Source organism: Peribacillus sp. FSL R5-0717 (assembly GCF_038002945.1).
GTDB classification, from domain to species: domain Bacteria; phylum Bacillota; class Bacilli; order Bacillales; family DSM-1321; genus Peribacillus; species Peribacillus frigoritolerans.
Genome location: NZ_JBBOOF010000001.1, coordinates 4483632 through 4506496, shown reverse-complemented (window position 1 = coordinate 4506496; position 22865 = coordinate 4483632). Strand labels below are relative to the sequence as shown.

Annotated in this window: 14 protein-coding genes; 3 read left to right on the top strand and 11 right to left on the bottom strand. The window is 35.5% G+C overall.

The window, feature by feature from the left end; all coding sequences use genetic code 11:
* Positions 1–88 precede the first annotated feature (88 nt).
* Positions 89–4288, bottom strand: a complete 4200-nt coding sequence (locus NYE65_RS21710) for a S8 family serine peptidase (RefSeq protein WP_340861646.1) — start codon at positions 4286–4288, stop codon at positions 89–91.
* 575 nt (positions 4289–4863) lie between these two features.
* Between NYE65_RS21710 and NYE65_RS21705 the strand changes: the two genes are divergently transcribed.
* Both NYE65_RS21705 and NYE65_RS21700 read left to right on the top strand, forming a co-directional pair.
* Positions 4864–5115 (top strand): recombinase family protein, encoded by a 252-nt coding sequence (locus tag NYE65_RS21705; RefSeq protein WP_328178297.1) that lies wholly within the window; start codon positions 4864–4866, stop codon positions 5113–5115.
* A 23-nt stretch (positions 5116–5138) separates the two neighbouring features.
* Positions 5139–5402 (top strand): helix-turn-helix domain-containing protein, encoded by a 264-nt coding sequence (locus tag NYE65_RS21700; RefSeq protein ID WP_340861645.1) that lies wholly within the window; start codon positions 5139–5141, stop codon positions 5400–5402.
* Positions 5403–5838: 436 nt separating this feature from the next.
* Here the strand turns inward: NYE65_RS21700 and NYE65_RS21695 are convergent, their stop codons facing one another.
* Both NYE65_RS21695 and NYE65_RS27320 read right to left on the bottom strand, forming a co-directional pair.
* Positions 5839–6462: a hypothetical protein gene (locus NYE65_RS21695; protein ID WP_340861644.1), complete on the bottom strand. Its 624-nt coding sequence runs from the start codon at positions 6460–6462 to the stop codon at positions 5839–5841.
* Complete coding sequence (locus tag NYE65_RS27320; RefSeq protein ID WP_445670429.1) at positions 6452–7546, bottom strand: YHYH domain-containing protein; 1095 nt, start codon at positions 7544–7546, stop codon at positions 6452–6454. The genes NYE65_RS21695 and NYE65_RS27320 overlap by 11 nt, the downstream gene beginning before the upstream one ends.
* Positions 7547–7701: 155 nt before the next feature.
* On the opposite strand from NYE65_RS27320, the gene NYE65_RS21685 reads away from it, so the two are divergent.
* Positions 7702–8799: a DUF4236 domain-containing protein gene (locus NYE65_RS21685; RefSeq protein WP_340861643.1), complete on the top strand. Its 1098-nt coding sequence runs from the start codon at positions 7702–7704 to the stop codon at positions 8797–8799.
* Between the two features lie 1487 nt (positions 8800–10286).
* Here NYE65_RS21685 and NYE65_RS21680 read toward each other — a convergent pair.
* The 8 genes from NYE65_RS21680 to NYE65_RS21645 form a co-directional block, all read right to left on the bottom strand.
* Complete coding sequence (locus tag NYE65_RS21680) at positions 10287–12617, bottom strand: hypothetical protein (protein WP_340861642.1); 2331 nt, start codon at positions 12615–12617, stop codon at positions 10287–10289.
* Positions 12618–12703: 86 nt separating this feature from the next.
* Complete coding sequence (locus tag NYE65_RS21675; protein WP_340861641.1) at positions 12704–14941, bottom strand: hypothetical protein; 2238 nt, start codon at positions 14939–14941, stop codon at positions 12704–12706.
* Between the two features lie 84 nt (positions 14942–15025).
* The gene (locus tag NYE65_RS21670) at positions 15026–17698 is read right to left on the bottom strand and encodes an ATP-binding protein (RefSeq protein WP_340861640.1); all 2673 of its coding nucleotides are present in this window, start codon (positions 17696–17698) and stop codon (positions 15026–15028) included.
* Between the two features lie 78 nt (positions 17699–17776).
* Positions 17777–18559 carry a hypothetical protein gene (locus tag NYE65_RS21665; protein WP_340861639.1) on the bottom strand — a complete coding sequence of 261 codons (783 nt, stop codon included), beginning with the start codon at positions 18557–18559 and terminating at the stop codon, positions 17777–17779.
* A gap of 213 nt (positions 18560–18772) precedes the next feature.
* A complete protein-coding gene (locus NYE65_RS21660; protein WP_340861638.1) occupies positions 18773–20332 on the bottom strand; it encodes an AAA family ATPase in 1560 nt (519 codons plus the stop codon).
* Positions 20329–20883, bottom strand: coding sequence for a hypothetical protein (locus NYE65_RS21655; protein ID WP_340861637.1), 555 nt, complete (start codon positions 20881–20883; stop codon positions 20329–20331). The genes NYE65_RS21660 and NYE65_RS21655 overlap by 4 nt, the downstream gene beginning before the upstream one ends.
* A complete protein-coding gene (locus NYE65_RS21650) occupies positions 20880–21077 on the bottom strand; it encodes a hypothetical protein (protein ID WP_340861636.1) in 198 nt (65 codons plus the stop codon). Before NYE65_RS21650 ends, NYE65_RS21655 begins: the two co-directional genes overlap by 4 nt.
* Positions 21078–21155: 78 nt before the next feature.
* Positions 21156–22862, bottom strand: a complete 1707-nt coding sequence (locus NYE65_RS21645; RefSeq protein WP_340861635.1) for a hypothetical protein — start codon at positions 22860–22862, stop codon at positions 21156–21158.
* Positions 22863–22865 lie beyond the last annotated feature (3 nt).

The window sequence follows — 22865 nt, the reverse complement described above, 5'->3', positions numbered from 1 at the left end:
GGCTACTAAAATCCTATTCAATTACTGTCTATTTACAGTAGTAATCCATAAAATGGTTCTTCGTTTGATTATAGAAACTAGCTTAGGATTATTTTAATCCTAACTTAATTAACACAGTATCTAATGTAGAACCTTTATACGAAGTTTTCGCTTTAGGTGCATTCGGAACTGTACTATTTTGTAATCCATAGTTTTTAATAAGAAGATCCATATCCTTTTTATCAACAACTCCATCGAAGTTCAAATCTGCACCGGATTTATTTGTTCCCCAATTTGTTTGTAGATATAATGCATCCATTATATCAATTACATTATCTTTATTTGCATCCCCAGCTTTAGCTCGAGCAAGTCCAGAACCAAATCTATTTCCGATTGCTTCTCCTCGAACGTCATAAGATAGTACTAACGATTTATACATCGTAAAATGACCTGGTACATCTACTTTTAATGTAGAAGCATTTTTATCAGCTTTTATTCCATCTGCAATGTATCTTCCATATTTGTTTTGTATTGGTGCCTCAATAACAGTTTTACCATCATATGACGTTACAGTTACTTTTGCACCAATTTTGGTTTGATCTAACGCGGAATTCGCTTGGTCTGTTAAAGGATCAGTCGTTCCTTCTAAATTCAAGTTACCCACTATCCTTGAATATGTGTTTTGCATTTTAACACTTTCCATATTAGTATATACATTATTTGTTACTATATTTGATTGATCAACTGTAGTTCCAGTCATTTCCATGTCAAACCAGTTGACAGAGAAATTTGTATTTGGCGTATAATGTTTAACTGTATTTAAATCGAAATTAACTAATTGCATATCTTCTGGTAATGCTTTATTTCCTAAATAGTTAAAAGTAATTGTATATTTCGTATAAAGATCATCAGATGTTGATGTTACAGATACTTGTGCATCCCCATATTGCTTAACTGCATCACTTACAACAACATTATTAATTGTAGCTAAGTCACCATTGTCTTTTAATACTGGAATTGTAACCTTTGATGTTTTTAGGTTTTTAATATTATTCGAACGAATAGAATAATTTATAGTATCTCCGGTAGAAGCGGCTTGTTTATTTGCTTTTAAGTAATAGTAAGGGTAAGTATTAGAAACAAAAGCTACCCTTAGCATTGACGTAGCATCTGAAGTAAAGTTTCTTGCATCATCATAAGCATAAAACTGAACTTTTAAAGGTTTCGTTCTTTTTTTAACTAAAATTTGATCATTGTAATTTCCATTTTTATCAGTGTTTATTGGATTTGACATATATGGACTATCATATTGGTATAAAATTTTATTATTTGACTGATCAACAGGAAAACCTGCTTGTTTTGCCTCATCTGTCTCAGGATCATTTAAATTAATATTAAAGTCATATAAATATTCACCGTTTGAATCAAATTGGCTATCTTTATACTCAATAACCTTTTGATCTAACTTATCAAAGCTTGAAGTCATAATTGGTGCGCCCTTTTCATACATAAAATCTGCTGATTTAGAGAATGTTTTCCCTTGATCATTTGTTCCAATCATTTTTAATTTATAATTACCTGTTTTTGCAATCACAGGCTCACTACTAATCGGATTTTCCGGATCACCAGTGAATGGGAAATAAGCCCCTGTAAATGCATATGCAATATTGTAAACTGTGTTTTCATTTACTCCAAAACCATTGAAAGTTCCAAGGTATCCAATATCTTCACCAGTTGTTGCATCTTGGACTACCACGTCAATATATCTCATGTGTGATCTTACTGAAAAACTAAATGACATGCCTGGAACTGCTTGTTCTGGCCAACGTATATCACCAGAATACATTGGATTAGCAATGTTTAGTGTATCAAAACCTTCATTTACTACACGACTACCAAATGGAATTTGATACGTTTCAGTTGGATCTGCATTATTTGTAAAGACGATATATCCCTCATATGTTCCTTTTTCAGCTGTTTTCGGAATGTTTAAGTCAAATTTAATTGATTTTTGACTAATTCTGTTTAATTTAACTGAAGTTGGACCAGTTAAGGTCACTCCATTTTGAGCTGCATCTTTGGAACCTCTTAATCCTGTTTGGAATTTAACATTTACACTAAATGTTTTTGCTTTTTCACTTCTATTTTTCAATGTAATCTTACGTGAATCACGAATATCTTGGTCATCAAATCCATATGAACCAAAACTGATTCCACCCGTTAATTCTTTGATTAACTTTTGTTTTCCATTGATATTTGTAGGCGTTTTATCGACTACTTCAAATTCGACATTAGAATGAAGTGCTTCATATGCATCAACACGACCACTACCGATTTCAAATACACTATAAGCTTTTGAAAGTGGATCAGCCGTATTCATTAAAATTGATTTAATGTCTGCAGGCTCAAGATCCTTATTCGATTGTAATAATAATGCTGAAACACCTGCCACATAAGGGGTTGCCATTGAAGTTCCTGATAAGCGCTTATATGCATATTTATAATCTTCCGGTTTTGTTCCATCTACTATTTTATCGTTTACGTAAAATGGGACGGTTGAAAGAATCGAAACACCTGGTCCAGTTACTTCCGGTTTAATGTCATAATTTATTCGAGAAGGACCTCTAGAGCTAAATGTTGCTAACTCATCGGATGCTGTTTGTATCTTAGTAAAATCGCCAAATGTGAAATCAGTTTTACCAGTTTTTAATGCTTCCAAGATCGTTAATCCTTCTTCATTTGAAACAGAGAATGAAGGAATCGCATTAACTGATTCACCTAAAAAAGACTGAATTGCACCCTCGGCCTTGTTTGCTTCATCATTATACATGATAACGCCAGCAGCACCTTGTTCCTTGGCATACGCAATTTTAGAGTCCAATGTATAAACTCCTCGGCCCATGAGTACAAATTTCCCTTTTACGTCTTTTCCTGTATAGTTATCTCCGAGCCCCACATCAACAATTTGGAGAGTTTTTCCTTTTAATGTAGACAAATCATCTTTATAGTTTTTTGCTAATTGTCTTAAATTGTAATTCTTCCCATTGTGTGCACCTGCATATTGATAAATATCAATTGCAACAGATGATGCACCAACAGATAACGCTAAGGCTGCAGCACCTGGTGAACCTAGCGTATAATTTTTATCGCCACTATTCCCCGCTGCAACAACGGTTGTTATTCCACTTAATACAGCATTGTTTACAGCAATTGAAGTTGCATATAATGGATCATTAAGTGAATTACCTAGTGACATATTAATAACATCCATATCATCCTTCACAGCTCGATCGACAGCTGCAATTATGTCATCAGCTTGTCCGCTGCCATATGGTCCAAGCACTCGGTAAGCATAAATATCTGCTTCTGGTGCTGCTCCAACTGTTGTATACTCAGTATCCTTCGCTACTCCACGGCTTCCAATAATCCCAGCAACATGTGTACCATGATTAGTATAATAAGCCGACGATCCATTCATTTCTGGCTTACCTGATTGTTTCCAATCAGCATAGGTCGTTTCCATCGGATTACTATCGTCATCTACAAAATCATATCCATCTTTATAAGCATCCTTTAAATCTGGATGGTTATAATCAATACCTGTATCTAGAATACCGACCTTAATTCCTTTACCGGTATAGCCTTCTGCATGTAACCGGTTTAATCCATCATAAGGAGTATAATTTGCGATATTGAATTCATCTGCATTTAATTGATCATTATCTTTTCCTTGAACAGGCGGATCAATCGTAAACGTTTCGTTACTCCAAACTGATTTGACAGCTTTTGATTTTAATAGACTTTTAATTTTGTTAGCAGGTAAACTCATTGAAACACCATTAAATGCACGTTTATATGAGCGATTAATCTTATAATTTACTTTTTTACTATTTTTATCAGCTAAAACTTGTCCTAAATCTTTTTGAAATTTTTCATGATCTTGATCGACTAAATTTGATGCTTCAGAATCTGATAGTTGTTGACCTTCTGATGCCGCTTCAATCTTAGCAACCTTTGCTGGTTTATTTGCAAACTCAATAATGACAGAAGTCTGTTTCGTAGAATTTAAATCTGTATCTGAAGAAATTTGAAGACCTGTCTCTTCTTTTGTTGAAAGTTGGTTAAGAGCTGCTCTTTGTTCTGGTGTTAAATTAGCAAGTAAACTATCAACATTCGTATTACCAGCTGCATTGGTGGCATTTGATACATATCCAAGTGAACCTAAAATAAAACTAGATGATAGAGCAAATACAGCTAAGATTTTTACGACCTTACTTTTGTTGTTTGCTTTTTTTCTCCTTTTCCTCATTAAACCTCTCCCCCTCTACTAAATAGTAGATTAATATATTTGTAAAAATGTGAAGGTTTCGTGCTGAAGACTTAACTTCACATTTAATACGCTGATCTGTCTTTCAACATCAGGTTATTAAAATTTTTCAACTAATCTAGTATTAACTAGGGGTTTATTTAATATTCAGAAATATCACCTGATTAACCCTTATCATCCCACATTTCTCCTTTTCTGAAAATTGAACATAGGATGTAACTCTTGCTGTTATTGGTTCTATACCTGCATAAAACAAAAGTACTATACCAAGAGTGACATAATAAGGGACAGGACATTTTTTCTTAAGCAAAAATGTCGTCAGTTCTGTTGAGAGGTCAGATATTCTACATTATTCTTCAGAATCCTTTGTCGAACTCGATAATTTGTAGAAACATGCAACTGCTTAAAAGGATCACTATTTGGCTTCCATATAAAGAATGTACTCACTTTTGGTCCCTACTTATTAGACACAAAAGTGAGTACATTAATTTGTTATATGGTTGATTAATAAGCAATTATAGATACCTGAAATGTTCTTGCCTTTATGACCTTCTACAATTGGCTATGCAAGGGTTTCTTCAAAAACACAGAACATTGAAAGGCAGACAAAAGAGCTCGAAGAAAATGATTGTGAAGAGATTTATATTGATGTTGCTTCTGGAAAGGACTTTGACCGTACGAATTACATAGTCATGAAAAACAAATTAAGAAAAGGTGATGAATTAGTGATTCAGATCTATCACGTTTTGGAAGGAACAAAGATGAGATTATTAAAGAATGGAAAGACATTAAAGGGATTGGAAAATTAATTTCGGAGATTTTTCTATCTGTAATGTCTTGGACTGTAGAAGAAGAACGAAATCGAATTAGAGAAGCGCAGCAAGAAGGAATTGAAATTGCAAAGGTAAAAGGTAAATTCAAGGGCAGACCTGTTAAATATCATGAACATGCTAAGAATGCTCAAGATCGATTAATTTATGGTGAAATCGTTCGAATGTTAAATAGCAATGAATCTGTTATTGATATCAGTAAAAGAACCGGTGTAACAAGAATGACAATCTATAACATTAAGAAAAGAAGTAAGAGCATGTATTAAACATGCTCTTCTTAATAAAAAGGATTATAATTAATAATCTTTTCATCAACGTCAAAAGTGAGTGGTTAATTACTAGACTCAATGTAGTATGATTCTCAAGTAGTTCCAAGCGTGTAGTACCTGTTTCTTTGAATGTTTCCTTGGTCTGACCTCTCGAAAATCGTAGAAATAGACTGTGGGAATATGAAGGATTACCAAAGAAGGTACTAAAAAGTTGAAGGAAGAAATCGAGATTGAATTTTTTGAGAATTGAACAAAGGGTTACCCTACTCACATGAGCAAGTGCTTTTTTCATAGTTTTCACTTTAATAATTAACTAATATAAAATGAGAGTAGTAAAACACCCTCTCGAATGTTTGGATTATATTAACTAACTTTTAAATATTGAATCATTCTAACAAAAAAAGCCTACGGAATTATCCGTAAGCTGTATCTCTTAATTCACTTTTGAAACACTAAAAATCACACCTGCATCTTGATCGTATTTTAAATTATAACGAATCTTATTTTTCTCCACGTTCGTTTCATTCTTTTGATATTTATAGCTTTCATCAAACAAACGTAAATCCTTTAAGACTTGCCCTACATCTTTTTGACTTAAATCGGGATTTGTGATACCAATTAAAAACCCCATTGAAAGTACAATATCTGTCCCTTCCCCTTGACCGACCATAATAAGCTCATGAACTGCACCATTATCATCAATATTTTCAATAAATGTGACATCATCATTTAATTTTGAGGTAATGGTTTCATCTTCTTTTTTTACATTCTCTAAAGAATAAGGCAATTTCAACTCTTTGACTTCCTTATTGAATGCTACTAAAAATTCCTTTTGATTATTGTAAAGTGGTAGCGTTGTGGTCATAACCGCTATGATAGGAAAGACAAAATATGCAGTTGCTATCAATGTTGCTACAATCCGTTTAACTTTGGTAAATCTCCCCTGCCTCCACATAAGAAGTATTCCAACAGGAGGAAAAACGATTAGCCAGAACCACATAAACCAAGCTTTTTGGAAAATCGGGGTTCTGCGTTTTAAATTTGTCTCAGGCTGCATCTTTTTGACCACCTTTAAATAAATCTTTGATGTTAACATTAAAAATAAAGTTCATTGCATCTTTTTCCTCTTCTTCTAAGGAAGATTCAAGAAAATTCACTACGTTTTCACTATAAGGAGTCTCATTTTCTTCTTCCATGATATGATTAAAGAGAGACTTTCCTTCGAAATCTGTCGTATCAATCCCAAAGCTTTCTTGTATTATCTGTTCATCTTGTATTTGCTGAAGTGTTGTTTGATATTGAGACTTTAATTTTGGAGTAGCTGCAATTTTGACCAATAACTTGTAAAATTTATTAGCCTGTTTATATTGCTTTTTCTGATAAGCTGCCACTGCATCATTGTTTAAAGCTTCAACCGTTTCATTATAAAAAGTTGTGATTTCTTTTGTGTCTTTTATTTTCTGTGCCTCTTGGATGAATGTTAAAGTTTTTTCATAATTTTTTTCATCCCTAGAAGTTGTAGCCTTGGATAGTATCGATACTACTTCTTCATTTACCTTGATTTGTTCAAGTAGTGTATTAGCTTTTTGTTTAATTTGGTCACTAGAACGCTGGTAACCTTGGATATAAGCCAAATGATCCTTAGCAGTTGAATTATCCTCTTTTCTAATAGCAGTTTCTGCCAATTTATAAATAGCTGAAACGGATTTTTGAACAAGAGTGTCTGTCATACTATCATTTTTTTTCATTTCATAAATCTTTTCAAGTTCGATAATAGCTGCTTGGTAATCGGCGTTGTTATATAAATCATTGGCGATTTTGTAATGCTCATTGGCTCGCACCTGGTTTTCATCTACTTTTGGTACAGGTGCTGGTGCTGGATTTGAAGGAGCAGATTTCGTTGAATTGCTACTAGATGAACCTGAACTCGAACTTGAATTCGAACTACTGCCTCCTCCGCTACTACTACCACCTCCATTATGATAGTGATACCCTGAACAAAGACCTTTAGCTACAGATTTCTCTGAGCAATTATGACCACCATTGCTATCTGTTCTGCCAGAGTGGGCGCTTACTGTTAAGGGTAATAAAAGAAATAAGCAACATAAACTGCTTATAAACAGTTGAAAATGTTTCCTCATGAAATCTCCTCCTTAAAATAGAAAACTATACATCCGTACTTTTACCTTGGGTCGAATATCTTGTTTTTTTGTGAAATATATGCAATTGGATATACATATTTCCTATTATAACAAATAATGGAGTAATAGATACTTACCAAAAGGGAGGAATTCAGATGGGATTACGGTTTCGAAAAAGCTTTAAGATTGCCCCAGGGGTTAGTCTAAATGTCAGTAACAAAAATACAGGTCTTAGCTTTGGTGGAAAAGGATTAAGGTACAGTATCAACAGTAATGGGAGAAGAACAAGTAGTGTTGGAATCCCAGGGACAGGTCTTTCCTATGTTTCTACTTCGGATAAGTCTTATAAATCGAAAGCTTATCAAACACAGAGGAATTTACAGACTCAACAAAAACAATTACGTAGTGAACAAGAAAAAGAACTCGCAAAATATGAAGTGGATGTATTTGAAAATCAATGTGAGCTTGTAAAATCTATCCATAAAGAGTGTGACGATTATGTAGATTGGGCTAATATACTAAATAGTAATCCACCATATCAACTTGGAGAAACTGGCCCTAAAGAAATTGAAGCTATTCGAAATTACGAAAATTATAAACCTAAGTTTTTCGAATGGTTGTTTAAAAGAGAGGAAAAATCTTATTGTCAATTGTCTAAGCAAATTAAGAAAGCTAAAGTGGAAGACGAGAAGGCATATAAGGAATGGGAAAAACTTGTCGAATTTGCTAAAAACGTCCTAGCTGGGGATATTGATACATATTTCAGAGTTATTGAAGAAATGAATCCCTTAAGAGACTTAAGTGAATTTGGTAGTGGTTTTGAGTTTTTGACAGACGCCCCATCTTATATGGAAGTCGAATTTGATGTTCATTCAAGTAACGTCATACCTACAGAAGAAAAGAAATTAACGAAGACAGGAAGGGTATCTATTAAGCAAATGACCAAAACTCGATACTTTGAGCTTAAACAAGATTATTTATGTAGTTGTATTCTTCGAGTTGCAAGAGAATTATTCGCATTACTCCCAATAAAAACTGTCATTATTCATTCATATGATGATCAATTAAACACAGTAACTGGCTACGAAGAAAGAATATTAATCCTTTCCATCAAGATAGATAGAGAAATCTTAAATGGATTGAACTTTGAAAGCATTTATTGTTCCGATTCAATGAATAACTTTGTACATCAGATGATGTTTAGAAAAACAAAGGGCTTCGATTTAGTTGAAAAAATAACTATAAATAAATGAGAAAAACCAAAACTGTGTGCCTACACCTACTATGTAATAGTTCCGTAAATGTGGGGGCATATAATTTGGTAAATACCGCCCCTTAACGCATCATAAAAATAGGAGAAACATTACTTAACGAGAGCCATCAATTCGGGGCTTCTATAAAAGAATAAACATGCGCAGGTAATACCCGTTATATCTTATAATAACATGAATAGAGTCAAGTGATGATCACTCGACCTTTATCTTTCAACTCTCCCCATGTACGTATCTGCATTATAGTAATTTATATCAAGCTTGTTGGATTTCGTCGATCATTTGGTTTTTCACACGAATTCCTACTGTTCATATATACGCATAAAACAAAGAAGCCCCGATATGAAGTGAACCCAAAAAGTTCTAATGTTATGAGGTTCCGGGAAGGAAATATCCCCCTTTTTTTATTGTTCTTTATAGTCCAACCTGTAAGAATAACAGTAGAGACGCCAAGAAATGTTTCCTGTTAGCCTTTTTTATAAAACTGATTTTATTCTCTATTCCTTCAATAAGATTTGGGCCTTCTACAATAAAACATTTTTTCCTTTACAAATCTGGTGACGAGAATGATTCAATTCATAGCTATATTTTAAGGTGTACTATTGCAAGGTTGCACGCTAAAATCATCTTGATTGCTGAAGGGGTTGATATCGTCAAGATACAAAATCGTTTAGGACATTCGGATCCTACAATCAAGTTCAATCATTACGCCCATATGATGCCAACGAAGAAGATGAAGTGGGTGATATTTTCCACAACGCACTTCAGAAGTCCTGTTAACAAAATGTGAGCAAGTGCCTGAAGTGGATCAAAACTCATCAGTAAAGACAAAGTAAAAAAAGGCCTAAATCCTTGTTCTATCAAGGATTTAGGCCTTTGGTAGCTGATGACCTGTGAGGGATTCGAACCCACGACCCCTTCCCTGTCAATTTTCTACCCTATCTGTCATACAGTGTTTTTGTATAAATGGATTCCATTAAGTCCAGTAATTCCAAACCTTAATGTTTATTTATGCAAATAGATTCTTCATTCCATTGTTTCTAGACATTCTGTGCAATTTCAGTGCAGTCATTATTAAATGAAAATTAATCATGATGAGGGTAGGGTGTATTTTATCAACGCACACCACATGTCCAGAGTGTATGTGGCAACACATGGGGTGCTAGAGTTATTAAAGTTGCAGGCTAGCTTATCCAGTCAATAAAAATCTAATTGGCTTTTTTCTGTGAAAATAAAATGAAAGCTGAACAAAGCAGTGAAATACTAGAATCACACAACTAACACCAATGAGAGTACTCCAGAAATCGGTCTTTCGAAGAAAATCATTAATCCTGTATCAGATGTAGCTAATGACTGAAGTAACTCCTAATACAACAGCTAAGATCGTAGCAGCAATCGGAATATCTAATTTTTTATGAAAAATCCAAAAACTCGTTTAAGTTAAAATCAATTCCAGAAATCCCCACTCCCTAGTCCTTCTTTTTTTGTTGTGTAGACTCGTTAATCATTTTTTGCAAGCGGGTATATTCCCAGTCATTTTTCGCCGAATTTAAGTAAAAATTTGAAATGCGAGATGGTAGCCATTTCAAAAGTCCAATTTTACCCCCATATCTTTGCTGAAATTCAATCTTTTTTTGTTCCTTCAGTTTATGATGACGTATTTCAGTTACATGATAGGTATCGGCCCCTGTCATGATCGCATATATAGCCCTATGATTCCCTTCTGAAATGAAATATACATCTTCATCTTCGAAATAATATGCTCTACTATTATTAAAAAATAGTTTAGCGCACTCATTCGACGATACCCATTTATGAAAGTCCTGTACGGAACTATTCTGAATGTGACCTTGGATTCCTCTCATTTTTTTCAAATCAATTTTAGGATCTTTGTGCAGAGCTTCCCAAAAGGTAATTCTTTGTTCTTTTCCATCTGTAAGTCTAAATACTCCAGCTATCTTATTTACAGGGATAGGCTTACCTTCCATAATTTCATAAAGTTCATATGCTTCGTCAAAGGAACTTCTTATCATCATCTCTTTCTTTTTCAAGTGATTGACGTGATCTGATGATACACCCCACCACAACAAAGCAGATTCTGTCATTTCAGGCTGTTTTCCATCGATGTCTATTAATTGACCTAAAATATCTTTAACAGCTGTATTTAGATCTCTAGAATCATCACCATTTAAACTACCTTTAACATATTTTATAAATTGACTAACCGCAAAATGATGTTTATTCCCATCTATAATGAGTGGTTTTTCACGTACAAGGTCTTCTCTCAACATATATTCTGAGCATACGGCATACATCTCGTCAGCAAAATTTTCCTCTTTAGTACCCGATCTCGGACCACTTTTTTCCAAATGCTCTTCAATTTTAAAGGGATACTCTAAATGGAATAAATCCTTGGGTAAAACAACTACTTCACCACCTTTTTTCAATAGTTCTACCTGTCGTCCTGGTAAATTTTTATTTTCTTCATTATTTCGCTTAAAGTCTGCAGCTGGTAAAACTTCTACTGTACCACCCTTGTCTAAAACTGCGTTAAGTTCTTCCTGTGTTATATTCATTCTTGCACCTTTTGTTTCTAAAAGTTCTAATTCATTTGGAGTAGCGATTTTTTCACGTAACTTCAATAATGCATCGAAATCATCGTCCAATTCCTTCCATTGTTGTTCATTAATTGATATCCTCTGGTCTTGCAGTATGTCTGTAAAAGGGAAATCATGTTTCCGCGCTAATTTAAAAAATGGGCCATTTGTCACCCTATGACCAATTTCGTGTCCAGTATAGAAAATTAATTGATCAGGATTACTTGCATACTCTACAGGAATCGTTATACAATCTTTTTCACGTTCGTATGTTGCACCAATATTATTTTTTTTAAAGCTTAAGGCGTCACTATCGATTATTTTTTGATTTTGCTCATTGTTACTCAAAGTCTTAATGTCAGGGAGAATATCAAATTTCACTCCCTTTACTAGTGGATGTTGGCTAATCTTTTGTACATTTTTACTGGTTTTTTCTTGCTCGACATCGGAAATCCCTTTTCTAAATGAAATAAATATATCCGTATCTTCTAATCTATTGAATTCCTCAAGTTGAAACCCAGTTCCAAGGTGTCCTTTAAGCGAACAAGTCCAATTTGTATCTTCCTTTTTTCGATTAATGTCTTCGATTATACCATCAATGTTCTTTTTGAGGAAAATGCTACCGCCTATCCCTTCTTGACTTTGTTTTTTCCATTCATTTAAATTTTTCAAATTACTTTGTATAGAAAATCCACCAAATTTAATGCCAATATCGTTGTTATCCATCTCATCAACTTCATTTGGCCGCTTACGAAAAAATCCCTTAATTCGCCCCCATGTTGTTTTTTCGTTTTTGTCATTTTCTACTGGCTTTTCTCTATTTTCACTGAAATGAGAATTCATTTCTGTATGGGGAGGATCTTCTACTTTTACGATGGTTTCTTCTCCATTCATATCAGGATCTATTTTTTCCTTTTTGAGTTCTTCTCCATTTGTATTAGGATCTATTTTTTCCTTCGTGGGTTCTGCTAGTACTTCTTCTTCCGTCTCCTTAGTTTGTTCGATTTCGCCATTTACTTTTGGCTCAGCAGTATGGTAAATGAAATGGGCCCTTTTTTCTGTTTGTTGAGGATTTTTTATTTCCCCATTATTAGGCAGTTTTTCAAATGGTTGTTTATTTTGTTCTGTCTCCATTATTTCTGGTTTATCATCATTTTCATTGTTCTGATCTCCACTTTCAAAGGGATCTCTAGGTGGTTTCAAGAATATCAGCCCCTTCTATTCAATCCTTTAACATCTCATTGCTCATGTACGCATGTCTTCAAAGTCCATTTAGCGTCCAGCTGGTTTTATATGTTTTTTCCATTTTTATATAGATCCTTCATAAACTCAAGTTTGCTTCTTGGATCTTTATTCCTGAGGCGATTATATATATATTTCATTAATTCACGGACAACGAAAAAGAGTTTATCCCGGTCTGTGATTTTCGGTTGATCGGCTGCAACGTCATCTCTAAGCATTAGACTTGAACCAAGTGCAAACATTTCCTCATTAAAACGTTGTCTTGAGTATGGTGATTTTTTTCCTAACACATTTTCAAATTCTGATAAATCCTTTGGCACCTGTGCTCCATTCCGTATCTCCCAAATAGGATCAACTGCATTTCCAAATTCTGACCATTGTTGTTCATTTAAGGAAAGTTTTTGATGCTCTAATAATTCCGTAAAAGGGTTGTCATGATGAGACTTTCTATTGACCGCCCTATATCCAATTCCTTTACATAAAGTGGGGACAACCTTTTTTGGATCACTTGCTAATTCAACCGGTATTTTCATATAGTCTTGTTGATAGTCATATGCTATATTTCTATTTTTGAAGTCCCGGCCAGAGTGAGTTTGAATTTTCGCCCCTGTAAATAAAGGATGAGTTCCGACCCGTTTCATATTTTGTGATGATGCACGCTTTGCGGTGTCAGAGATACCTTCCCCGAAAGATGTAAATATATTGGACCCTGCTGCCCTTTTATATTCTCTTAGTCTAGGTTTGTTACCTTTTCCACCTTGCTCTAGTGTAAAAGTTGAATTGGGGTCCCGTCTTTTCTTCATCACTTTATCCTTCAAAGAATTGTATTGCTTCTTCTCCTTTTTATGATCAAGATCGTTAACCGTGTTTAGGATGCTATCAATGATATTAACTAGATTTTCAGTTGTAAAGTCTGAAAGTTCAACAATCCTTTTTTTCATTTCCCTTCTATATATTGGGAATGCCTTATTTTTCTCCCATAACCACCCATATTTATCTAGACTTCTCCGAATACTCTCTTTGAATTTTGGATCATTTATCTTTTTACTCAAAAACTCTTTTATGGTTAAAAAATTGAATCCGTCATTTTTTTTGTTTCCTGGTTTATTTAAATGACCATTTTCTTCGCTACGTTCTTGTGATTGATCGTTTAATTCACTGTCATGTTTCGATTCAGTTCCATCTCCTGTTTCCACTGTATTTTCCATTTCCGAACTGTCATCTTGGATTCCATTGTTGATACCGTTTCTATCTGTAGCATCTACATCCGTTTGTTCTTTTTCTTTTTCCGAATCGACGTCCCTATTTTGTTCGCCAATCTCTTGGCTTTCATGATGTTTATCCGTAAATTCATTTCTCTTGGCATCTTCGATATTTTCATTTTCCTTTAATGGTTGATGATCCGTATTGCTTAAAATAGTATCCTTGCTGTCTTCACTAAATTCCTCTTGTATTGTCTCCTTTACCGTTTCAATGTTATTACTTCCATCTTTCCCCACATCATCATTGGAAAATGGTTCCAACATTTTGTTTGGTTCGGTTTTTTCTTCTCCTCCTATTTCTTCTAGGTTATTTTCCTTGCCTTTCTGCGTTAGCTGTGTTTCATTTTGATTAGGAATATCACCTGGAAAGTGTCCAAATGGTTTACTTCCATGATCATTTTCTTTGTTTTCTAATTCTTTGTGACTGTCATTTACCTTCTGAATGGTTTCGCTTTCTCCAATATTCTCCGTTTCTGTAATGGGTTCTAATTTCCCACCTGATTCCGAATCATTAATGCTGTCTTTTACGTTTCGAGGTTTTGGGGCCATTTCTTGACCTACCTCAACATTTGGTACCATTTTAGGCGGAATTTGTCTCTCATCTGCCATAAGATTATCCTTTGTTACATTTTCCCCTTCAATAGCTTGATCTCCTGAATCGATATTTCCCCGCAATGTTTTCTCTATCCGCTGTTGGGCAGAAGCTTCATCTCGAAAATTCTCGTACGGTAATCGACTCCCATTTTTCTCAGGTCCATCCGAACGCTCAGCACGATCATCCTTCAGACTTTCCCTTGATTCAGTTCGTTCATTTGGAAAACCCTTAAACGGAGTTTGTTCTAAGTTGATTTCATTCTCGGATAAATCATCTGATGTATCATTGAAACCTTCTGGGTCCAATGTTTCATACGTCGGAAAACCTTCAAACGGAGCTCGATTAAGAGTGGTATCCAGTTCTCCGGAGTACCCAGGAGTATCATTGATTTGGCTTCCCTCTATGTGTCCCCAATTTTCGTTTTCCAAGTCAATCAGCCTCATTTATACTTATTTCAATTCACTAGAAAAACAAAATACTATATATGTCTTTAGCCCAAAAGCAGGATCTCTCTATTTCTTCACTTCTTGAAATTTGTAATACATATAATTGACTATTTTCTTTCGTTTATCGCTTTCTTTCATGCCTGTTTGCCTAATTATTTGATTTGTGGTACAAAGTCTGGTTTCAAAGGAGATGGAATCAAAATAACCATCCTCTTCTAACTGGTCATAAAAACGGTCAAACGCATAAGGACTGTATTGATATTTTGAAACTTCTTCAAGGACGAAAGATTCCCAATTTTTCTTTTTAATAAAATCATAGATCTCTTCCATATGGTTCTGATGTTCACATTGCCCTAAGCAAAAAGTACAAACCGTTCCGTCATTTTTGGGTTTCAAGGTGTCTCGAACCATTGTTTTTACAGACTGTTGCATGTATGATATGATTTCACTGCGTGATTTTTCAGTGCTAATTTTTACTAGCGGCATTTTGACTAATTTCGGCCGTACATCTCCTTCGGAATACACAGCTGCATATCCGCGTTTTAACGTACTTATATAATTCATTTGTTCCTCGGTCATATTCATTGAATGGCCCATGCATTCACGATCCTCCTGCATGACGATTCGGTGAACAATTTTTAAGTTTGTATTTTTCAATGTATCGGGTGCTAATTTTGTTGGAACCTGATCCGCAATGAAAAAACCTTGACCATAGCTGCGAATTTCGGCTAACAAGTTAGTAAAAAACTCTACGGCCTTTGCGCGTGGGTTAGCACCCTCACCCCCTTGACCGACATTTGCTAGTAATCGGTGGGCCTCTTCAATTAAAATCAAATGATCAAACTTTTTACTTGATCCTTTCTGTTTAGACAAAAGGTCTTTCCGATACTCATATAAGTGAACAAGTACGATCCCCATCACGAATGCTTTAACATCGTCATCACCAATATCCTCCAATTCTAATACAACTGGTCGTGACAATAACTGCCCCATATTGATTGAAAAATGGGTATCGAGCATAGCTCCTTTACCACCGACACGAAGAGAGTGAACCCTGGCTTTTAAAGCAGCCGTAATATCCGATTTCAAACGCTGGTCATAACCGAGATCGTTCACAATGATGTCAATCTTGTTATACAAATTTTCTAGTGTTGGATACTGCGGAACAGGATGGATGCATTTATTTTCTAAAACGTCCCATCCACAGTCTTCATAAATTCGATAAACCGCCGTCTCTAATACATAAGGCATCGGAGGATATAGTTCAAAGCTCGCTTTAAATGTAGAAAGCAGGTAATCGATATGTGTTTGTAGTGGAATATTTCCAATTTTCTCAAACGGGTTTATCCGAAAAGGTACAGAATTTTCATCCTCTGCCCCAAGAGTAAATACTAATAAATCATCAAATCCATCGAAATTCGCAAGTTCCCAGTATTCTCGTTTCGCTGATTCAATCACCATAAAAGGAATGTGATGCTTCTTCCAAAGCAGTGTTAATAGATTTTTGGACGTATTTGATTTTCCTCCCCCAGTCATTCCAACAATAAGTCCATGACGATTCAAATCTTCTAAATCCATCTTATAAGGATTTTGTTTCAATTCATCATTCCCATTTACAATGTTTCCAATTTCAAAGTCACACCCTTGTCGTCGATCAGACGTTTCAAATTCAACGTACGGATTGATATAATAACCTGGTAATTCCTTTCGTGGTATTTGACAGAGTGTTGCTAAATCATGGCTCGGTAAAATGGTTTGATATCTATATTGAAAGGATTGTATATATGCTTTGTCTGTAGATTTCCGTTTCCACATCCCAATTGGATGGATCATTTTCTCCTGTTCATCAAGGGGATTTCCAATGAGTGGGAAACGGTGTACCATTTCACGAATATTGTTAATGGGAATGGTTCGAATCTTCTCCGGCTTCGATTCTTCCCCTGAAAAAATTGATGTAATTAAACTGCCCATTTTTTGCACCGTCTTTGGATCCGGAGAAATGTAGAAGGCGTTCATTCGCCACAATCCGTTTGTAGTGCCTTCATGAATACGCTTTTCAAGTAATTCAAGATTCTCCACATAACGCTGGTTAAATAAGTTTGTCATTTCCCATGATTCACTACCGTAGGATCCACCGCTCATCGTCCTTTTTGCGTTTTGGCTTACTTCATCCAACTCATCCAGAAGACGTTCATGAGTTCTCGCTACTAGAAATGGATTAAATCCTTTGGCTACGACCAAATAACACCATTCATCACCGTAAAGACCTTTGTAAAGCCGTTCAATCTGCAAAGTTTCCTTTTCACCTATGATCTTATTCGTCGGATATCCAGTCACAGCCCCGCCATATTGACTTAGTTTATATATTTCTGTACTCATCTCCACCATTCCAAGTGGTTCAAGTTCAATATACGGATAAGCTGAACGCAAGGAGTTTTCCATTACATGTCGATAAGATGAATCTATTCCTAAAATATATCTCACTTCATTTTTCTTACCGACTAAAGCATAAACAAAAGTGAGGTTAACATGATTAATTCCACTAATCAAATCGGCCATTATGGAATGAAAGTCCAACTTTTCATCGCTTTCCCAGAAATTTGTTAATCCTTTTATACGGAAAAAAGAAAGTTCTTCCGTCCCTTCGAATCCCTGTACAATAATCTCGCTTTCTTTATCCAGATATTTCTTACATAAGAGATCATTTTTTGTTTTAATCTCTGTGTTTTCCTTATTCATTTGTTATTCATCCTCCAAACCTATTCAATTTCTTAATACCCGGAAGAAGCAAAGCATTGATTTTTTATAAAATGGGAATCAACGAAATAATTTTCGAATCATCCATCTTAAACCAAGAAAAATAATGATCAACTGAATGATGATGGAAATGATGTTTGCCCAATTCACTTCAGCAAGAAAAAGAATAAATTGGTACATATAGAAAAAAACGGTTAAACTGATCAATCGAATAAAAGTAGCAGGAATAGAAAAGTTTGTTCGAACCCTTGATTGGCTGTTTAAAGTTTTAATTGAGTTTGCGACAATCGTGTTATGTAGTCCTCTTGAACCAAAAACTTTGACTCTTGAATATTCTTGAAAACGACCTCGAACCATTTTTCCATATAGTACGACGTTAAAACTATTCCCGTCTTCATCTAATACTTCAAAAGAATTAATATTTCCATCTCGCACAAAAGGGGCACCTGTTATAACTGAAATAAACCATTGTTTGATAAAATTGGTTTTCACTTCATCTTCATGAAAATTCCGAACTTCGCCCTCAACCGTCCGCCATAGTCCGATTTTTGGCAGATTCATGTTTTTCATTCTTTCGCCCATTTTCATAAAGCTTTTTGTAATTAACTTTACTCCATTATTATCCATTGAACGTTTCTTTTGCTGCTGAACAGAGGAGGTGGCTTGTGTCGGTACTGACTGAATAGGGTTGCTCGGTGAATGAATGTCGACTTGGCCTGCTTGAGAGGGACTTGAAAGAATTTTAGAACGCTTCGTCGATAAAAATGTTTCGCAAACAGGGCATTCTGTTACGTCATCTGAATATTCTTGACCATCCTTACACCTATGACAGTATTTCACCATTACATCCTCCTTATCAGGTAAAATAAGCACTGTTTAACATGAAGGGATAAACTTTCGTCATTTTTTATTTCAGTCTAAAAAAGTATTAAAACAGTTCATTTCTGATAAAGATTCTATGATTAAGATGTGTTTTATTTCTTACTATTCAATAATAAAAGAGTAGCAAATCATGATTTACTCATGTTTTGCTTACTCTTTCTTATTGCCAATCATTTACACAAGAATTTTTCTTCGGCTCTTATGACGATTCACTTCTTTATCCTCAGTTGTAGTTGACTGTTTTCCAGCAGGAACTGCACGTTCACGCCCCCAATTGCGAATTTGCTCAATTTGCTCAGGACTTGTTTGTGATAGTGGTACAACATTTTCGAAATATTTAATGAATGTATCCTCCGTGATTGTATCGTCGCCCTTAATGATGGCTTGTTTTACAATTTCACGTACAGCAGCCTCAATATCTGCACCAGAAAAACCTTCTGACAAGGTTACTAATTTATTCATTACTGCCTGATCGATCTCTCGCTTCAATCCATTTTTCACATAAATACGAATGATTTCTTCGCGTTCCTTAGGTTCTGGTAAATCAACAAAGAATAATTCATCGAAACGACCGTGACGGAGTAGTTCTGGAGGAAGTTTCGATACATCATTTGCTGTTGCCACAACAAATACTCGTGATAAGCTTTCTTGCAGCCAGAATAAGAATTGACCAACCATTCGTACCGATGTTCCCCCATCATTAGCTCCTTGAACAGCTCCAGCCAATCCTTTTTCAATCTCATCAATCCAAAGTACACAAGGTGCAACATGATCAGCTGTATTTAATGCTTCTTTTAAACGCCCTTCACTTTGCCCTACATATTTTCCTTGAATGGTTGAAAGGTCTAATCTATATAACGGCAGATTCCATTGGGATGCTATTGCTTTCGCTGATAATGATTTACCACACCCAGGAACCCCGACTAATAAAATTCCTCTTGGAGGGCGTATCCCGCGGTCCCGCAAGTCAGCTGTTAACAGCTTTTCGTTGGCCGCTAACCATTGTTTTAACCCTTCAAGACCTCCTACTGAGTAATTTTCTTTCACATGAACTCGTTCAATACCAGAAATATCAGCAAAGATCTGGTCTTTTGCGTGCATTAGTTCCTTCATATCTTCGTTAAGTATTTCACCATTAACCAACAAGGCAGCAATGACGTTCTCAGCTTCAATCTGGCTGATTCCCGTTAAAATGGCGGCTGCTTGTTGTTCTTCTGCCGGTCCCCACTCAATTGGTATTTCTGAGCGATAAGGAGCGATTTGACTTTGAATAATTTGCAACATCTCATCTTCATTAGGTGGGTCTAATGTTACAGACATACCAAGCCTTTGTAACTGGCCCCAAATGGGATTATTATTAATAATTATGATCACACCGCCTGTTTGTAACGCAAGCATCACTACATCTTGAAAAAGACGGGCTGTATCAGTGTCATCTCCTAAATCAGAAACCTCAGTGAAGATAAACGTAAGGTTTTGCTTTTGACTCATTTGCTGGCTGGCAAAATCCAAACCGCCAACAACGGAACGATCATCATTAACAATCCGATTGGTTAAAATATCCCTTGTTCCTTGAGACAACGTGTGTACATATACAGGCACATTAATGTTGTTTGCTACTTCACCGAGAATGTCCAGCGCTCGAGATCGTTCATTTGTTCGTAATGAAATAAATGGGATTCGAGCCTTCATATAGCGTTCCACCGTTTTTAACACTGTTTTTGTATCATTCATGGTAATATAATCCTTCTCCCCTTTTGTTTATTTGGTTGTACCCCGGTAGATTCCGAATGTAAGTTAGGTTGAACATTGCTTGAAGATTGATGATTATTTAAGTCCCCAAATTTTAAGAGTGAATTTTTTTTAATTTCCATCCCCAAATGGCCTGTTCTATCCGACTTTGCACTCTCTTCTAGTGACTTCATCGTTTTACCTGCAAAATCTTTGATCACATATTCCATTGTTTCTCTCACGTTTTCCGGCAATGCTGGTAACATGGCTACTCGATTTAAAACGGACAAACGTTTTCTTGCATCCAATAGAGCTTTAGCAATATGACTCTTATTTCCTTTGGAATTGTTTATATTTCTTTGCAATTGTTCCTCCGATTGCTTAAGACGATTTTCCAAAACAGCATATAATTGCTCTGTAAATCGTTCCGCAACTCCTTTCGTCCATTCAATTGAACCTTTTTCCATCGTTGAAATTACTTGGTCATCGATATTACCTTCTTTTAATCTCTCAAAACAATAAACCCAATCCGAATAAGTTTTTGGTACATTCATAACAATTTTGTTCTCCTTCTTCTTACCAAATTATCCGGTGGCAATAAATCCCACCCAGGAAACTGCGAAGCCAGCGCATCATTTATATTGAGCTTTGCTTGTTGATCTAACAAACTTGATTGTATTTCTTTACCATTTGTTTGTTTTCCTATCTGTCTATCTACCATTTTTGGCTGTGACTTGTTTGATTCCATTTTCCCCCTCCACCCAATGAAAGTTTCAATCATTACCAGTCATGAAATTCTATTAAAATAAATAATTATTAAACAGTGTTATTGCTTTAATATTCTTACATGATCGTAGGTTGTAAATGAATACTGTTCAGGTGAAATTTCATTTAATAAGTTGGTTACCTTTTCTGCACACTGATCCTGTTTCTCGTATTCTTTTCTCCAATCTACGACCTCAGCCAAAATTGCCCTTAATATATTTTCGTTCTGCTCCTTAATGTCATTAAAATTCATCTCAATCTGTTCCTTCTTTTTACCAATATTTTTATACCCGATGGCAAAATAAACAGCACCGACGATACTAAGAAGGAAAAGCAGTATACTCTGTTGGAATATCGCTAGTAGCAAGAGTAATCCAGCCCCAATTAAAGATGCATAATGTTTTACCCCCAATTTAACATCTGAAATGGCTTTGTTTTTTAGTTGCTCATAGTGCCTATCCAAAGAATTTTTTAAGTCTTCTTCATTCGAACCATCTGTTGTTTCATATGTCCAAGAATCAATTGATACATGAATATCAACCGGTACATTTGCATGGTTTTCTGCAGTCATGTCATCATGGGCATTTTTTATCCAATCTTTTGATAAGGCGATCGAAAACTTTTGTGTTGCGATTGAAGCATGAGAGGTTTCGGGATTCATGGCAAAGTTCGTTAACAATTGTGTAAATGGAACACGTTCTTCTATTGATTTTTCTACATCCATACGTGCATTAGCTCTGTCTTTATCTCCGTTTTCTTCAACAATTAAATTTAATAAACGTTCTTGACGTTTTAGTGGTAATTCTTCTTCGTCAAAGCTATTAACGAGCGAGTCAAGTAATACATCAACTGCAACAACAATACTTTCGGAAGGAGTAACCTCTTTTTCAAAAATGCTAGAAAAATATTCGTAAATAGCGCTATGCAGACGGGCTCCAGCTAACGTGCGCTCAAGTGTATCCCATGTTGGACTGTATTGTCGTAAATATGGATATTCATTCTCATCTAAGTTTTTCATTTTTATTTCCAAGGCATTTTTCCACTGCTGTTGCTGTTCTTCAACAAAACCAGGCTTTTCGGAAAGTTCGTCAATCCACTGTTCGATTTGCTTACCACACTTTATTCTGGCATCAGGACCAAAAACCCCATTTGCAAAACCATCAATAAGGACGACAATTTCCCTTTCTAAACTGTGTGGGTCTTGTAAACTAAAGTATCGTTCAATCCATGACCGTGAAGCTTTATTACGGGCACCACGCCTCGACACAAGCGCAAAGAAAAGGGAAGTTTTTTCAGCATCCCGGCGAAGCGCTTCTTTCATCGCGCGTTCTGCGAGTTCCCTGTTATCATTTAGCCATGAAGCTAGGGCGATTAAACAGGGTGCAAGCCAATAACGTGGGGCAGCAAGCATATGCTCTTCCGTTGTGTCTTCTATTGTTTCTTTTTTTACTAAGTTGGCATCAACAGCCTGTAATATTCCAGTAGTACGTCTGCGTACCTCCGAATAATGTCCAAATTGTTCTTGGAGTTTTTGTCGTATCTCTACTAAGCCAGTCTTTGCTAGTTGTAGGTTTTTGTCTAACATATCTTTTTGCACAAATCTATAAAAATCTTGCATTAATTGTTGAAGTTGTGATTGTGTTTGATTAATTTCTTGGGCTGCATACTCTACCTGATGCGAAACCGCGCTAATATTATTGTCAAGACTTTTCAGAATTCTTTCGATCGCACTTAAATCTGCAGCATGAATAACTCTTTGTTCAGACACCGT

Bases quoted from the DNA above. Each gene is read 5' to 3' on its own strand.
- NYE65_RS21710 (WP_340861646.1), bottom strand. From the start codon at position 4,288: ATGAGGAAAAGGAGAAAAAAAGCAAACAACAAAAGTAAGGTCGTAAAA.
- NYE65_RS21700 (WP_340861645.1), top strand. From the start codon at position 5,139: ATGTCTTGGACTGTAGAAGAAGAACGAAATCGAATTAGAGAAGCGCAG.
- NYE65_RS21695 (WP_340861644.1), bottom strand. From the start codon at position 6,462: ATGCAGCCTGAGACAAATTTAAAACGCAGAACCCCGATTTTCCAAAAA.
- NYE65_RS27320 (WP_445670429.1), bottom strand. From the start codon at position 7,546: ATGAGGAAACATTTTCAACTGTTTATAAGCAGTTTATGTTGCTTATTT.
- NYE65_RS21685 (WP_340861643.1), top strand. From the start codon at position 7,702: ATGGGATTACGGTTTCGAAAAAGCTTTAAGATTGCCCCAGGGGTTAGT.
- NYE65_RS21670 (WP_340861640.1), bottom strand. From the start codon at position 17,698: ATGAATAAGGAAAACACAGAGATTAAAACAAAAAATGATCTCTTATGT.
- NYE65_RS21665 (WP_340861639.1), bottom strand. From the start codon at position 18,559: ATGGTGAAATACTGTCATAGGTGTAAGGATGGTCAAGAATATTCAGAT.
- NYE65_RS21660 (WP_340861638.1), bottom strand. From the start codon at position 20,332: ATGAATGATACAAAAACAGTGTTAAAAACGGTGGAACGCTATATGAAG.
- NYE65_RS21655 (WP_340861637.1), bottom strand. From the start codon at position 20,883: ATGAATGTACCAAAAACTTATTCGGATTGGGTTTATTGTTTTGAGAGA.
- NYE65_RS21650 (WP_340861636.1), bottom strand. From the start codon at position 21,077: ATGGAATCAAACAAGTCACAGCCAAAAATGGTAGATAGACAGATAGGA.